Below are 13,736 nucleotides of genomic sequence, written 5' to 3'. Positions count from 1 at the left end.
GCCCGCTGCGGGACGGCCGGTGCGAGGCCGGTCAGCCGGTCGCACAGGTGTCGGTCGGCGAGGCGGTGGCCCGGCAGCTCAGCCGAGGTCCCAGAGGCGCCGGTAGTACCGGCGAGTGCCACGACGGCATGGGGGACCGCGACGGGACCCGCAGCATACGGCCGCGGCGGGCGTGCCTGCGCGGGACCGGCGACCTCGCTAGGTTGAGGCCCATGCCACGCACGACCACCGCCCTGCTCACCGACCGCTACGAGCTGACGATGCTGGAGGCGTCCCTGCAGTCCGGCGCCGCGCACCGGGCCAGCGTCTTCGAGGTCTTCTCCCGTCGGCTGTCAGGGGGACGTCGCTACGGCGTGGTCGCCGGCACCGGCCGGGTGCTCGACGCGATCGCCGACTTCACGTTCTCCGCCGCGGAGATCGACTGGCTGCGGAACAACGACATCGTCGGCCCTCAGACCCTGGAGTACCTCGCCGACTACCGGTTCAGCGGTGACGTCCTCGGCTACGGCGAGGGCGAGTGCTTCTTCCCGGGCTCCCCGATCCTCACCGTCAGGGGCACCTTCGCCGAGGCGCTGCTGCTGGAGACCGTCATCCTGTCGGTCCTCAACCACGACTCCGCCGTCGCCGCCGCCGCCTCACGGATGACCACGGCCGCGCACGGCCGGCCGTGCCTGGAGATGGGCGCCCGCCGCACCCACGAGGAGGCCGCCGTCGCGGCCGCGCGCGCCGCCGTCGTCGGCGGGTTCGTCGGCACGAGCGTGCTGGAGGCCGGCCGCTCCTACGGACTGCCCACCATCGGGACCGCCGCCCACTCCTTCACCCTGGTCCACGACGACGAGGAGGCGGCCTTCGACGCCCAGGTCAGGGCCATGGGGCCGGGCACGACGCTGCTCGTCGACACCTACGACGTCGAGCGGGGCGTGGAGCTCGCCGTGGCCGCGGCCCGCCGGCACGGCGGGGAGCTCGGCGCCGTGCGTCTCGACTCCGGCGACCTCGTCGCCCAGGCGTTCACGGTGCGCCGGCAGCTGGACGAGCTGGGAGCGACGACCACGAAGATCACCGTCACCTCCGACCTCGACGAGTACGCCATCGCCGCGCTCGGGGCCGCGCCGGTCGACTCCTACGGCGTCGGCACCCGCCTGGTCACCGGCTCTGGCCACCCGACGGCCGAGCTCGTCTACAAGCTCGTCGAGCGCGAGGGAGCCGACGGCCGGATGGTCGACGTCGCCAAGGCCTCGACGTCCAAGGCCACCGTGGGGGGCTTCAAGGTCGCCGGCCGGGTCTTCGAGAACGGCGTGGCCCAGGAGGAGCTCGTCGTCGGCTGTGACGACGAGGCGACCGGGCTGCGGGTGCTCGAGGAGCACGGCGCACGTCCGCTGCAGCTGCCGCTCGTCCGCCAGGGCGTCATCGCGGACGAGCACCGTGGCGCCGACGCGGTCCGTGCAGGGGCCGAGCGCCACGTCGCCTCCCGCGCCGCGCTGCCCTACGAGGGCTGGCGGCTCAGCGAGGGGGACCCGGCCGTCCCCACGCGGCACGTGCTCGCCTGAACACAGCGCCGGGAAACGGCTCTCGACGTGCGGACCTGAACAAGGTCCGCAACGATTACCTCTACGCCCGGTGCCGCAGAGGTACCGGAAACGAAGGGAGCACCAATGTCCTTGTGGCTGATTCTCATCATCGTCGGTGTCATCATGCTCATCATCGGCGTCGCCGTGGAGGCGGCCCAGATCCTCATCTGGATCGGAGTCGCGATCCTGGTGATCTCGCTCATCATGTCGCTCGTCGGCCGAGGACGAAACAGGGTGTGACGTCACGCGAGCCGGTCTGACCGGCCGCAACCTCCACCGGGGCCCGGCAGGATCGTTCCTGCCGGGCCGCGTCACGTCGAGGCCGCGTGCGCCCGGGGAGGAGTGCATAGGCTGGGAGGATGGTGGCCACGACTCCCGGGCCGGTGGTGACGCCGGACGAGACGCAGCAGCAGGACGTCCGCCCTGCCCGTCCCTGGCGGACCATCGTGTGGAACGACCCGGTCAACCTCATGAGCTACGTGACCTACGTGTTCCGCACGTACTTCGGCTACTCCGAGTCCCGGGCCCGCCAGCTCATGCTCCAGGTGCACAACGACGGACGCGCCGTCGTCGCCGAGGGCGCCCGCGAGAAGATGGAGGTCCACGTGCAGGCGATGCACTCCTACGGGCTGTGGGCCACCCTGGCCCAGGAGGACGAGGGCTGAGTGCGGGCGTTCATCGCGGTTCCCGGCGGGTACGCCTGCGAGCTCGAGCGCGCCGAGCTGCGCATCATCGCCCGGGTCGTGGCCGACACCGCCGAGCTCCTGGGCTCCCCGATCGACGGCGGGGCCGACGACGCCGCCCCCGCCACGCCGTCGTCGTCCGACGACGCCGTGCTCGCCGCCCTCGACTGGGACCCCGCCGCGGGGGACACACCACGCGACCCCGCGCTGGCCCGTCTGCTGCCCCCGGCGAGCGACGACGACGAGCTCGCGTCGGAGATGCGCCGCCTCACCGAGGGCTCGCTGCGCGCGACGAAGGTCGACCAGCTCCGCGTGGTCCACCGCACCCTCGAGGCGAGCACGGGCGTCGTCATCGTCCGGGAGGGCGAGGAGCGCCCCTGGCTGGCCGCGCTCACCGACCTGCGGCTGGTCCTCGCCGCGCGGCTGGGAATCGAGACCGACGACGACGCGGAGCGCGTCTACGAGCGTGCCGGCAGCAGCCGCCCGCAGACGGCCGTCGACGAGCTCGACGCCGCCCTCACCAGCCTCTACGCCGCACTCACGTGGTGGCAGGAGTCACTGCTCGAGGCCATGTCGGGCGCGCGTCCGTGACAGTACGCTCGGACACCGTGAACGACGCACCGATCGGCGTCTTCGACTCAGGTGTCGGAGGCCTCACCGTCGCGCGTGCGATCCTCGACCAGCTGCCTCAGGAGTCGCTGCTCTACATCGGGGACACGGCACACACGCCCTACGGGCCCAAGCCGATCGCCGAGGTCCGCGCCCTCGCGCTGGACGTCATGGACCGGCTCGTCGCCTCCGGCGTCAAGGCCCTGGTCATCGCCTGCAACTCCGCCTCCGCGGCCGTACTCCGCGACGCCCGGGAGCGGTACTTCCACGGAGCCGGTGTGCCGGTCGTGGAGGTCATCCAGCCGGCGGTCCGGCGGGCCGTGGCCGCGACCCGCTCCGGCAGGGTCGGCGTCATCGGCACGCGGGCGACCATCGGGTCCGGCGCCTACCGCGACGCCTTCGCCGCTGCGCCGCACCTGGAGCTCACGATGGCTGCCGCGCCGCGCTTCGTGGAGTTCGTCGAGCGGGGCGTCACCTCCGGGCCCGAGGTGCTCGAGGCTGCCCGCGAGTACCTCGAGCCGGTCCGCGCCGCCGGCGTCGACACCCTGGTTCTGGGGTGCACGCACTACCCGCTGCTCACCGGTGTCATCTCCTACGTCATGGGCGAGGAGGTGACGCTCGTGTCGAGCGCCGAGGAGACCGCGAAGGACACCTACCGGATGCTCGTCGCCCACGACCTCGAGCGCGACCCGGCCGCGTCGGCCCCCAGCCACCGCTTCCTCGCCACCGGCGACGGCGCGAGCTTCTCGCAACTGGCCCGCCGGTTCCTGGGGCCCGAGGTCGACCGCGTCGACAGCGACACCGAGCTGGAGGTCACCGCATGAGGCTGACGATCGTCGGCAGCTCCGGGTCGATGTCCGGGCCGCAGTCGGCCGCTTCCTGTTACCTCGTCCAGGCCGAGGGTCCGGACGGCGAGGGCGCCAGCCGCACGTGGAGCGTCGTCCTGGACCTCGGCTCGGGTGCCTTCGGCGCGCTGCTCCGGCACCTGGACCCCGCCGAGCTCGACGCCGTCGTGCTCAGCCACCTGCACGCCGACCACGTCGTCGACATGTCCGGCCTGGAGGTCTACCGGCGCTACCACCCCGCGGGCGCTCTCGGTCCGGTGCGGGTGCTGGGCCCGGCCGGCACCCCCGAGCGGATCGGGGCGCTGACGATGGAGGACGACCTCTCGGCCCTCGACGCCTCCTTCGCCTTCACCGAGCACGAGGCGGGTCGCGTCGTCGAGGTCGGACCGCTGCGCCTCGAGGTGTTCCCGGTCAACCACCCGGTCCCGGCGTTCGGGGTGCGGGTCAGCGGTCCCGCCGAGGACGGCGCCCGGCAGGTCACACTCGCCTACTCGGGGGACACCGACAGCTGTGACGGGCTTGTCGCGGCGGCGCGCGACGTCGAGCTGTTCCTGTGCGAGGCAGCCTTCCAGGAGGGGCGCGACTCGGTGCGTGACATCCACCTCACCGGGCGTCGTGCGGGCGAGGCCGCGACGCAGGCGGCGGCCCGGTCCCTCGTGCTCACCCACCTGCCGCCGTGGACGGACGCCGAGGTGGTCCGGGCGGAGGCGGCGGAGGCCTACGGCGGCCCCATCGAGCTTGCCGTCCCCGGGGCGACCTGGATCCTGTAACCCCCGAGAGCCGCCACATCGCCGACAGCAGACTTGTTGCCGAGAGCGGACTTGTTGCCGGCATGATCTCGCCGAGCCCCCGAACCGGCCGGGTACGCGCACGGCGCTAGCACCGGAAGCACACAAGCCCTGCACCACACCAGGTGCGGGGCCTTGCCGCGCCGGCTGCAACAACTCCGCTCTCGGCGAGGGAGGGAACACCCGTGCATCTGGTGGACGCCGCGACGCCGCCGGGCCAGGGGTCGTTAACCTGACCCCATGACGCAGACCTCCTCACCGGACGAAGCACGGAGCAACGCTCGACTCGACATGCCCGACGACCTGCGGGCGGACGTCCGCACCCTGGGCGCACTTCTCGGCCAGGTGTTGCGGGAGGACGGCGGGGAGAGCCTGTTCTCCGACGTCGAGCGGCTGCGCGAGCTGGCGATCGGCGCCGTCGAGGACACCGACGGCGACGGCCGGCTGGCCGAGGCGCAGGCACTCATCGACTCCTTCACTCTCGAGCGGGCCGACCAGGTCGCCCGCGCGTTCACCTGCTACTTCCACCTCGTCAACCTCGCCGAGGAGTACCACCGGGTGCGTGCCCTGCGCGCCCGGGAGGACGCCAAGCCGCGGTCCGACGCCCTGGCCGGCGCCTACGAGCAGCTGGCCGCCGAGACCTCCGAGGAGGAGGCCGCGCGCCGCCTCCGGGACATCGAGTTCCACCCCGTGCTCACCGCCCACCCGACCGAGGCCCGCCGCCGGGCCGTCTCCGGCTCCATCCGCCGCATCTCCGAGCTCGTCGCCGAGGCCGACGACCCGCGCCTGGGTGCGAACGGGCGGCTGCGCATCGAGCGCCGGCTGCTCGCCGAGATCGACACCATGTGGCGCACGGCGCACCTGCGCGAGACCAAGCCCTCGCCGGTCGACGAGGTCTACACCGCGATGTCGGTCTTCGAGCAGACCCTCTTCGAGGTCCTCCCGCAGGTCTACCGGCAGGCCGACGACTGGCTGCTGGGAGACGAGCGGGGCCGGTCCGCGCCCCGCGCGACGCCCTTCGTGCGCCTCGGCAGCTGGATCGGCGCCGACCGGGACGGCAACCCCAACGTCACCGCCAAGGTCACCCGTCAGGCGGCCGCCATCGCCGCCGAGCACGTCCTCACCGCACTCGAGCGGGAGACGGCGCGCGTCGGGCTGGCGATGACCCTGGACGAGAAGTCCACACCGCCGTCGGCCGAGCTGCTCGCGCTGTGGGAGGCGCAGCGCCAGCTCTCCGAGGAGGTCACCGCCCAGGTGGCCGCACGTTCCCCTCGCGAGCCCTACCGCCGGGTCATGCTCGTGGCGGCCGCCCGCCTCGCGGCCACCCGTGAGCGGGACGCGGACCTGGCCTACGCCGGTGCCGAGGAGCTGCTCGCCGACCTGCGCACCGTCCAGGACTCGCTGCGGCAGGCCGGTGCGCTGCGCAAGGCGCACGGGGACCTGCAGAACCTCATCTGGCAGGTGGAGTCCTTCGGGTTCCACCTCACCGAGCTCGAGGTCCGCCAGCACTCCAAGGTGCACGCGCAGACCCTGGCGTGGATCGAGGACCCCGAGTCGGTGCCGGACCCGAGCGTCCCGCCCGAGGAGGTCCTCGAGACGTTCCGTGCGATCGCCGCGATCCAGCGCCGGCACGGTGTGGACGCCTGCCGCCGGTACACGGTCTCCTTCACCCGGAGCAGCGAGGACCTCGCGTCCGTGTACCGCCTGGCCGAGCACGCGCTCGGCTCGGCCCAGGCCGCGCCGGTGCTCGACGTCGTCCCCCTGTTCGAGACCTTCGACGACCTCCAGGCCGCGCCCGGCATCCTCGACGAGCTGCTCGAGGTGCCGCAGGTCAAGGCGCGTCTGGAGCAGACCGGACGCCGCATGGAGGTCATGCTCGGCTACTCCGACTCCGCGAAGGACGTCGGTCCGGTGTCCGCGACCCTGGCGATCTACACCGCACAGGAGGAGATCGCCGCGTGGGCCGAGCGCAACGACGTGCGCCTCACGCTCTTCCACGGCAAGGGTGGTGCGCTCGGCCGCGGCGGTGGCCCGGCCAACCGCGCGATCCTCGCCCAGCCGCCGCACTCGGTGGAGGGGCGCTTCAAGCTGACCGAGCAGGGCGAGGTCATCACCGCCCGCTACGGGGACCGCGCCATCGCCGCCCGCCACATCGACCAGGTCGCGGCGGCCACCCTGCTCGCGTCGGCGCCGTCGACAGAGCAGCGCAACGCCGAGGCTGCCGCACGGTTCGCCGAGCTGTCGGCCCGCCTCGACGAGGTGTCCCGCGGCCGGTTCTTCGAGCTCATCCACGCCGAGGGCTTCGCCCCCTGGTTCGCCCAGGTCACCCCGCAGGAGGAGGTCGGTCTGCTGCCGCTCGGCTCGCGGCCGGCCCGCCGGGGCCTGTCGGTGGAGTCACTGGAGGACCTGCGCGCCATCCCGTGGGTCTTCGCGTGGACCCAGGCACGGATCAACCTCACCGGCTGGTTCGGCCTGGGCACCGCCCTCGCCGCGGTCGGGGACATCGAGCAGCTGCGCACCGCCTACCGGGAGTGGCCGCTGTTCAACACCCTCATCGACAACGTCGAGATGTCGCTGGCCAAGACGGACCGCCGCATCGCCGCGCAGTACCTGGAGCTCGGTGACCGCGACGACCTCGCGGCCCTGGTGCTCGAGGAGCTCGACCTCACGACGGACTGGGTGCTGCGCATCACCGGGCACGGCTACCCCCTCGAGGGGCGCCGGGTGCTCGGCCGGGCCGTCCAGCTGCGCAACCCCTACGTCGACGCGCTGTCGCTCATCCAGCTCCGCGCGCTGCGGGCCCTGCGCACCGAGGACGAGGAGGCCCGCTCGGACAAGGAGCTCGCCGAGATCCGCCGGCTGCTCCTGCTCTCGGTCAACGGCATCGCCGCCGGCCTCCAGAACACCGGCTGACGTCGGCGCCGGGGCAACCCCGGAGCCGTGAGCCATCGGGTGGCTCTCGTCGGGCCCGATCCCACGAGAGCCACCCGGTGCTGTCGGGCGGTGCGATCCGGGCCGCCGCGCGGCGGTCGCGGGTCCTGCCGGCGGCACGCGCAGCGGCTACGGAGCCGGTGCCACTGCCTCGAGCAGGGCGCGCGTGAAGGCCGCCCTCGGGTCGCGCCAGACCTGCTCCACCGGCCCCCGCTCCACGACGCGTCCGTCGTGCATGACGGCAACCGTCTGGCACACCTGCCGGACGACCGCGAGGTCGTGGGAGATGAGCACGAGAGCGGTCCCGGTGCGCTCCTGGAGGTCGACGAGCAGGTCGAGGATCGCGGACTGGACGGTGACGTCCAGCGCGGACACCGGCTCGTCCAGCACGAGGACCGCCGGGTCGGCCGCCAGCGCCCGGGCGATCCCGAGGCGTTGGCGCTGACCGCCTGACATCGCCCGCGGCCGGCGGTCCAGCGCCGAGGGGGGCAGCCGCACGAGGTCCAGCAGCTCGGCCGGGGTCCGGCTGCTGCCCGCGACCCTGAGCGACGTCCGCAGGATCCGTCCCGCGTCCCACCGCGGGTCGAAGGAGCCCAGCGGGTCCTGCGGCACGAGCCGCACGAGGTGGCGGCGCGCCCTGCGGCGGCGCTCGGGCACCTCGCTCCACGGCTCGCCGGCGAGCTCGACCCGTCCGGAGTCGGGCTGCTCGGCGGCGACGAGCATCCGCGCGAGCGTGGACTTCCCGCTCCCGGACTCGCCCACGACGCCCAGGGACTCGCCGCGGTGCAGGACGACGTCCACGTCGTCGAGCGCGTTGACGACCCCACCGCCCGGGAGCCGGTAGTGACGGTGCAGACCCGTGGCGCGCAGCACCTCGGCGTCGCCGGGCTCCGGCGCCGTCGCTGCCGACCGTCGTCGTGGTCCGCGGGGGACGGCCGCGAGCAGCGCCCGGGTGACCTCGTGGGCCGGGCGGTCCAGCACCTCGGCCGCGGGCCCCGCCTCGACGACACGGCCGTCGTCGAGCACGACGACGTCGTCGGCCAGCCGGGCCACCGCGCCGAGGTCGTGGCTGACGAGGAGGACGGCCGTGCCCTCGTCGCGGAGCCGGCCGAGCAGCTCCAGCACACCGCGGGCGACGGTGGCGTCCAGGGCGGTGGTGGGCTCGTCCGCGACGAGCAGCTCGGGCCCGGAGACGATCGCGGAGGCGATGAGTGCGCGCTGGCGCATCCCGCCGGAGAGCTCACCGGAGCGCTGGGCGGCGCGGGTGCGCGGGTCGTCGAGCCCGGCGAGGCCGAGCGCCTCGTGCACGCGGCGGCGGCGCTCGGCCCGCCCCACTCCGCGCACCGCGAGCGACTCGCCCACCTCGGCGCCCACGGTGCGGAGCGGGTCGAGCGACTGCAGCGCGTCCTGGAGCACGAAGCCCACCCGGGAGCCGCGCAGCCCCCGCCACGCGCGCTCGTCGGCGCCCGTGACGTCCTGACCCGCGACGATCAGGCGTGTGGCGCGCACCGTGGCCGGTGCGCCGCCCTCCCCGGCGAGCCCGACGACACTGCGCGCGAGGACCGACTTGCCCGCTCCGGACTCCCCGACGACGGCGAGGCACCGTCCCGGCTCGAGGCGCAGGTCCACGTCCCGCAGCACGTCCCCCACACCGGGGAAGGAGACGGTGAGGCCGGCGACGTCGAGGGCCGGGCTCATGCGGGTGCCACCGCGCTCAGCCGCCGGCCGAGCATGGTCAGCGACGCCGCGGTCACCGTGATCGCCAGTCCCGGCGCCACGGTGAGCCACCAGGAGGTGGTGATGTGGAGTCGTCCAGCGTTGAGCATCGCACCCCACTCCGGCGACGGCGGCAGCGCACCGAGCCCGAGGTAGCTCAGCGCCGAGACCCACACGATGGCCTGCCCGATGCCGAGGGTCGCCACGGCGACGAGCGGCCAGACGGTGTTCGGCAGCACGTGGCGCACGAAGACGACGGGGGCGACGACGCCCTCCAGCCGGGCGGCCTGGACGTAGGGGCTCCGCGCCACCGACTGGGCGCGGGCCCGCAGGATGCGGGCGTAGCCGGGTGCGGTCGCCAGGCCGACGGCGAGCACCGACGGCCCCACCCCGGCCCCGAGGACCGCGACGAGCAGCAGCGCGAGCACGAGGCTCGGCAGCGAGAACAGGACCTCGATGACCCGGCTGAGGAGCGCGTCGAGCCACCGCGGGCCCAGGGCCGCACCGAAGCCGAGCAGCACACCGATCGTCAGCCCGATCGCGGTCGCGCCCGCACCCACGCCCAGTGACTGCCCCGCGCCGTGCACCACCCGGGTGTAGACGTCACGCCCGGAGGCGTCGGTGCCGAGGAGTGCGCCCGGTCCGGGCGGGGCGTAGGCGTCCGCCGGTGCCACGGCCGTCGGGTCGCCGGGAGCGAGCAGGTCCGGCCAGAGGGCGGCGAGGAGGACGAGGACGACGACGGCGGCACTCACCACCCCGCCCGGGCCCAGGTCCCGGGCCCAGCGCCGCGCGCGTCCGGCGTCCGTCAGCTGCTGGGTCACGAGACGACCTCGCCCTCGGGCGTGGCCCGCAGGACCTGGACCCGTCCGCGCAGGCGCGGGTCGACGACACGCTCCAGGACGTCGGCCACCGACATGACGACGACGTAGCCGAGCGCGATGACGAGCACGACGCCGATGACGACGGGCACGTCGCGGGCGTGGGTGGCGTCGATGAGCAGGCGCCCCAGGCCCGGGCGCCCGAACAGCGTCTCGACGACGACGGCGCCGGAGAGCAGCGAGCCGAAGGCCCACCCGCTGAGCGCGATGGCGGGCAGGGCGGCGTGCCGCAGCGAGTGCCGCCACAGCACCCGGCGCTCCGAGGCGCCGCGGGTGCGCGCCGTCGTCGCGAACGGCGCGGCGTGCGCCTCCTCCAGCCCGTCGCGCATGACCTGCCCGAGGAAACCGGCCACGGGGACGGCGAGGGTGAGGGCCGGCAGGACGAGCGCGCGCAGGGAGTTGTCGCTGCTCGTCGCGGGCAGCCAGCCGAGCCCGCCCGCGAAGGCCGCGATGAGCACGGCGCCGAGCCAGAAGTGCGGCATCACCGAGGCCACCACCTCCGCCCCGCGGAGCAGCCCGGTGGCGCGCCGCGCCAGGCGCCCGCGGGCCAGCACCGCGACGGTCGCCACGGTGAGCGCGATGACCCAGGCGAGGACCAGGCCCCACGCGGCGAGCACGAGCGTGCCCGTGAGCTGGTCGCCGACGAGCTCGGAGACGGGACGCCGTCGGGCGTAGGAGTCGCCGAGCTGGAAGGTCGCGGTGCGGGCGAGCTGCAGCAGGTACTGGACGAGGAGCGGCTCGTCGAGCGAGTACTCCTCACGGACCCGGGCCACGGCCTCCGGGCTCGCCTGGGAGCCGGGCCCGCCGAGGATTGCCTCGGAGGGGTCGCCGCCGGCGGACCGCAGCGCGAAGAACACCACGGTGGCGACCACCCATGCCACCAGCGCCGCGGCCGCGAGGCGCCCGAGCAGCCAGCGGAGCACGGTCATCGCGGCCCTCTCAGGACGTCAGCCGGGCGTTGACGAACGTGGGCGTGGAGACCGTCCCGAGCGTCGTCACGCCGGTGACGCCGCGGGTGAGGAAGTGGTTCTGCTGGTCGTAGAGCGGCAGGATGTAGTAGCCCTCGAGGACGCGCTGCTGCACCTGCGTGTACAGGTCGGCGCGCTCGTCCGGGTCGGTGATGCGGGCGGCCTCCTCAAGCAGCGCGTCGAGCTCGTCGTCGGTCACCTGGGAGAGGTTGGCGAAGTAGCCGCTCGGTGCGGGCACGGTGCCGTCGGAGTGGTAGAGGATCCGCAGGACGTCCGGCCCGACCTTGGTGTACGGCGCGCTGACCGCCTCATAGGTGTTCTCCCCGCCGCCCTCGGGCGCGGCCAGCGCCCCGTACCAGGCGGACAGGTCGAGCGGGGTGAGGACGACCTCGAAGCCGACCCGCTTGGTGTTGGCCTGGATCTGCTCGAAGAGCGACTGCTCCGCGGCGACGGACTGGTTCGTGCTCACCGGGAAGCGGACGGTGAGGCGCTCGCCGTCCCGCACGCGGTAGCCCTCGTCGTCGACCTCGTCCCAGCCGGCCTCGTCGAGCAGCCGCTCGGCCTCCTCGAGGTCGGTGACGAAGAGCGAGGCGTCGCTGTAGCCCATCGGCTCCACGCTGGACAGCGGGGAGTGGGACCGGGTGGCCACGCCCTGGTAGAGCGTCTCGATGCCCGGGTCGACGTCGGCGGAGTAGACGAACGCCTGACGCACCCGGATGTCGTCGAAGGGGGCCTGGGAGGAGTTGAGCTCGATCCGGTTGACCGACCCGGGCCGGGGTGCGTCGATGTGGGTGATGTCCTCGCCGGCCTCCGCAGCGACGACGGCCTCGGGCTCGGGGTTGTCGATGACGTGCACCTCGCCGGACTGGAGCGCGGCCCAGCGGGTCGCGGGGTCGGGGATGAAACGCCACTCGATGCGCTCGAGGTACGGCGCGCCGTCGTGCTCGGCCTCCGGGCCGTGGCTCGCGTAGTCCTCGTTGCGCTCAAGGACGACGTGCTGCTGGGGGACCCACTCGGCGACGACGAACGGGCCGGTGCCGATCGGCGCGGCGCAGTTCTCGTCCATCCCGCGGGCGATGCCGGCGGGGGACTGCATGGCCGTCCACTGCATGCTCAGCGACTCGAGCAGCGCGGAGTCGGGCTCGGAGAGGTGGAAGCGCACGTGGGTGGCGTCCACCGGCTCCACCTCGGCGATCTTCTGCACGGCGAGGTAACCCGTGGAGGACGCGGTGTCGGGGTCCTGCAGGTGCTCGACGTTGACCTTGACCGCCTCGGCGTCCAGCGGCGTGCCGTCGGTGAAGGTGAGGCCGTCCGCGAGGGTGAGGTCCCAGGTCAGACCGTCCTCGGAGACCTCCCAGTCGGTGGCCAGCCACGGCTGGATCTGACCGTCGGTGTCGCGGCCGACGAGCGGCTCGAGGTACTGGGTGCTGATGAGCGCCTGGGGGTAGTTTCCGCCCACGTGCGGGTCCAGGCAGGTCGGCTCCGCGTCACCCGTGGCGTAGACGAGCGTGCCGCCCTCGACCGGCTCGCCGCTCGCGGCGTCACCGCCACCGTCACCGCCGCCACTCCCGCCGCCGCTGCAGGCGGCGAGAGTGAGGGTGAGCGCTGCGGCGCCGGCGAGGAGGCGTGGGCCACGCCGGACGTTGGTGAGCCTGTCGGCCATGGGAGGACACCGTTCATCGAGTTGTTGGTCTGCGTCCAACAATAACCCGGGCGCGGCGAGGAGGGTCCGTAGGATCGGGGGATGGACGAGGTGCGACGGGTAGGCCGCCCCCGCGCCGCTTCCCGCGAGATCCTCGAGGAAGCGGCGTGCGAGCTCTTCCTCGAGCGGGGCTACGCCGCCACGTCGGTGGCCGACATCACCCAGCGGGCCGGCGTGAGCCGCGCCACCTTCTTCAACTACATCCCCACGAAGAGCGACCTCCTGTGGACCTCCGTCGACGACGCGCTGGACCGGCTCGGGGAAGAGCTCCGCGCCGACGACGGCGATGACCAGGATCCCGCCGGGCAGGCACGCGCCGCGCTGCTCCGCGTCGCTGCCGGGCTGGAGCCCGGGACCGTCGCCCTTGCCTTCGCCAACGCCGAGCCGATGGGCGTCGCCGAGGAGCTGGCCGAGTCGGCCGCCCGCCGGCAGGGCCGCGCCGGTGGGATCATCGCTTCGCACCTGCGGCGCGGCGGGGTGGAGGAGCTGGTCGCCGAGGTGGTCGGGACGGCTCAGGCGGGCGCCTTCCTCGCCGCTCTGCGCGCCTGGTCGCGCTCACCCGTGCCGCGCGCCCCCTTCCCGGAGGTGCTTTCCCGTGCGCTGGGCGCACTGGCCTCCGCCTGACCGGGCGCCGCGCCGCCCAGACGATCCACAGCCCGCGCACTGAGGCGAGGTCCGACCCGGGCACGCGACGAAGGAGCACGAGGTCCTGGCCGACCTACGTGGGGTGATCGCCTGCTCAATGTCGGGGGAGTGTCCCGCAACGCGATCGCCTCGCGGGAACGATGCAGGTCATGCGGCGCACCCCAGATGAAGTGTTCCGTAAGCCCCGTCCGAGAGATCGCCCGGTGACGGCGCGTCATACGGGATTCATCTGTCGTCCCGTGCATGAAACGGTCACGTGCTGGCCCACCCTGCGTGACAGTCTCGGCCGGGAGAGCTGGGTTCAACGGCGTCGTAGGCTGATGAGCACTCGCTCGGAGCACGTCCAGAGGGGTCGTGGTCACCGGCAACGGAGTCCAGGGATGACAGTGACGAAAGGTGAGCG

General features: G+C 73.6%; 12 protein-coding genes. 8 read left to right on the top strand and 4 right to left on the bottom strand.

Going from position 1 to position 13,736, the window contains the following annotated elements:
* Positions 1 to 212 precede the first annotated feature (212 nt).
* The 7 genes from VR894_RS14200 (at position 213) to VR894_RS14170 (ending at position 7,406) form a co-directional block, all read left to right on the top strand.
* Positions 213 to 1,547, top strand: a complete 1,335-nt coding sequence (locus VR894_RS14200; RefSeq protein WP_324652554.1) for a nicotinate phosphoribosyltransferase — start codon at positions 213 to 215, stop codon at positions 1,545 to 1,547.
* 105 nt (positions 1,548 to 1,652) lie between these two features.
* Positions 1,653 to 1,808 carry a hypothetical protein gene (locus VR894_RS14195; RefSeq protein ID WP_324652552.1) on the top strand — a complete coding sequence of 52 codons (156 nt, stop codon included), beginning with the start codon at positions 1,653 to 1,655 and terminating at the stop codon, positions 1,806 to 1,808.
* Between the two features lie 119 nt (positions 1,809 to 1,927).
* A complete protein-coding gene (gene clpS / locus VR894_RS14190) occupies positions 1,928 to 2,233 on the top strand; it encodes an ATP-dependent Clp protease adapter ClpS (protein ID WP_324652551.1) in 306 nt (101 codons plus the stop codon).
* Positions 2,234 to 2,842, top strand: coding sequence for a DUF2017 family protein (locus VR894_RS14185; RefSeq protein ID WP_324652550.1), 609 nt, complete (start codon positions 2,234 to 2,236; stop codon positions 2,840 to 2,842). It begins immediately after the preceding gene.
* 17 nt (positions 2,843 to 2,859) lie between these two features.
* Positions 2,860 to 3,684, top strand: coding sequence for a glutamate racemase (gene murI / locus VR894_RS14180; protein WP_324652548.1), 825 nt, complete (start codon positions 2,860 to 2,862; stop codon positions 3,682 to 3,684).
* Positions 3,681 to 4,475: an MBL fold metallo-hydrolase gene (locus VR894_RS14175; protein WP_324652546.1), complete on the top strand. Its 795-nt coding sequence runs from the start codon at positions 3,681 to 3,683 to the stop codon at positions 4,473 to 4,475. Before murI ends, VR894_RS14175 begins: the two co-directional genes overlap by 4 nt.
* 258 nt (positions 4,476 to 4,733) lie before the next feature.
* Positions 4,734 to 7,406, top strand: a complete 2,673-nt coding sequence (locus tag VR894_RS14170) for a phosphoenolpyruvate carboxylase (RefSeq protein ID WP_324652545.1) — start codon at positions 4,734 to 4,736, stop codon at positions 7,404 to 7,406.
* A gap of 147 nt (positions 7,407 to 7,553) precedes the next feature.
* On the opposite strand, the gene VR894_RS14165 is transcribed toward VR894_RS14170, so the two are convergent.
* From VR894_RS14165 to VR894_RS14150, 4 genes are read right to left on the bottom strand one after another with little or no spacing between them, the layout of a single operon-like run.
* Positions 7,554 to 9,122 (bottom strand): ABC transporter ATP-binding protein, encoded by a 1,569-nt coding sequence (locus tag VR894_RS14165; protein ID WP_324652544.1) that lies wholly within the window; start codon positions 9,120 to 9,122, stop codon positions 7,554 to 7,556.
* Positions 9,119 to 9,961 carry an ABC transporter permease gene (locus VR894_RS14160; protein WP_324652542.1) on the bottom strand — a complete coding sequence of 281 codons (843 nt, stop codon included), beginning with the start codon at positions 9,959 to 9,961 and terminating at the stop codon, positions 9,119 to 9,121. The genes VR894_RS14165 and VR894_RS14160 overlap by 4 nt, the downstream gene beginning before the upstream one ends.
* A complete protein-coding gene (locus tag VR894_RS14155) occupies positions 9,958 to 10,947 on the bottom strand; it encodes an ABC transporter permease (RefSeq protein WP_324652540.1) in 990 nt (329 codons plus the stop codon). The genes VR894_RS14160 and VR894_RS14155 overlap by 4 nt, the downstream gene beginning before the upstream one ends.
* Before the next feature lie 10 nt (positions 10,948 to 10,957).
* A complete protein-coding gene (locus tag VR894_RS14150) occupies positions 10,958 to 12,649 on the bottom strand; it encodes an ABC transporter substrate-binding protein (RefSeq protein WP_324652539.1) in 1,692 nt (563 codons plus the stop codon).
* An 81-nt stretch (positions 12,650 to 12,730) separates the two neighbouring features.
* Between VR894_RS14150 and VR894_RS14145 the strand changes: the two genes are divergently transcribed.
* The gene (locus tag VR894_RS14145) at positions 12,731 to 13,312 is read left to right on the top strand and encodes a TetR/AcrR family transcriptional regulator (protein ID WP_324652538.1); all 582 of its coding nucleotides are present in this window, start codon (positions 12,731 to 12,733) and stop codon (positions 13,310 to 13,312) included.
* The last annotated feature ends 424 nt before the right edge of the window (positions 13,313 to 13,736 follow it).

This window comes from Georgenia sp. H159 (assembly GCF_035607575.1).
Lineage (GTDB): Bacteria > Actinomycetota > Actinomycetes > Actinomycetales > Actinomycetaceae > Oceanitalea.
Note: the sequence above shows the minus strand (reverse complement) of the source record. Positions and strands in the feature narration are given on the sequence as shown.

What these genes read in the sequence shown, in the direction of transcription:
- VR894_RS14155 (WP_324652540.1), bottom strand. Translation starts at nt 10,947, where the DNA reads ATGACCGTGCTCCGCTGGCTGCTCGGGCGCCTCGCGGCCGCGGCGCTG.
- VR894_RS14165 (WP_324652544.1), bottom strand. Translation starts at nt 9,122, where the DNA reads ATGAGCCCGGCCCTCGACGTCGCCGGCCTCACCGTCTCCTTCCCCGGT.
- clpS (WP_324652551.1), top strand. Translation starts at nt 1,928, where the DNA reads ATGGTGGCCACGACTCCCGGGCCGGTGGTGACGCCGGACGAGACGCAG.
- VR894_RS14200 (WP_324652554.1), top strand. Translation starts at nt 213, where the DNA reads ATGCCACGCACGACCACCGCCCTGCTCACCGACCGCTACGAGCTGACG.
- VR894_RS14170 (WP_324652545.1), top strand. Translation starts at nt 4,734, where the DNA reads ATGACGCAGACCTCCTCACCGGACGAAGCACGGAGCAACGCTCGACTC.
- VR894_RS14145 (WP_324652538.1), top strand. Translation starts at nt 12,731, where the DNA reads ATGGACGAGGTGCGACGGGTAGGCCGCCCCCGCGCCGCTTCCCGCGAG.
- VR894_RS14175 (WP_324652546.1), top strand. Translation starts at nt 3,681, where the DNA reads ATGAGGCTGACGATCGTCGGCAGCTCCGGGTCGATGTCCGGGCCGCAG.
- VR894_RS14150 (WP_324652539.1), bottom strand. Translation starts at nt 12,649, where the DNA reads ATGGCCGACAGGCTCACCAACGTCCGGCGTGGCCCACGCCTCCTCGCC.
- VR894_RS14195 (WP_324652552.1), top strand. Translation starts at nt 1,653, where the DNA reads ATGTCCTTGTGGCTGATTCTCATCATCGTCGGTGTCATCATGCTCATC.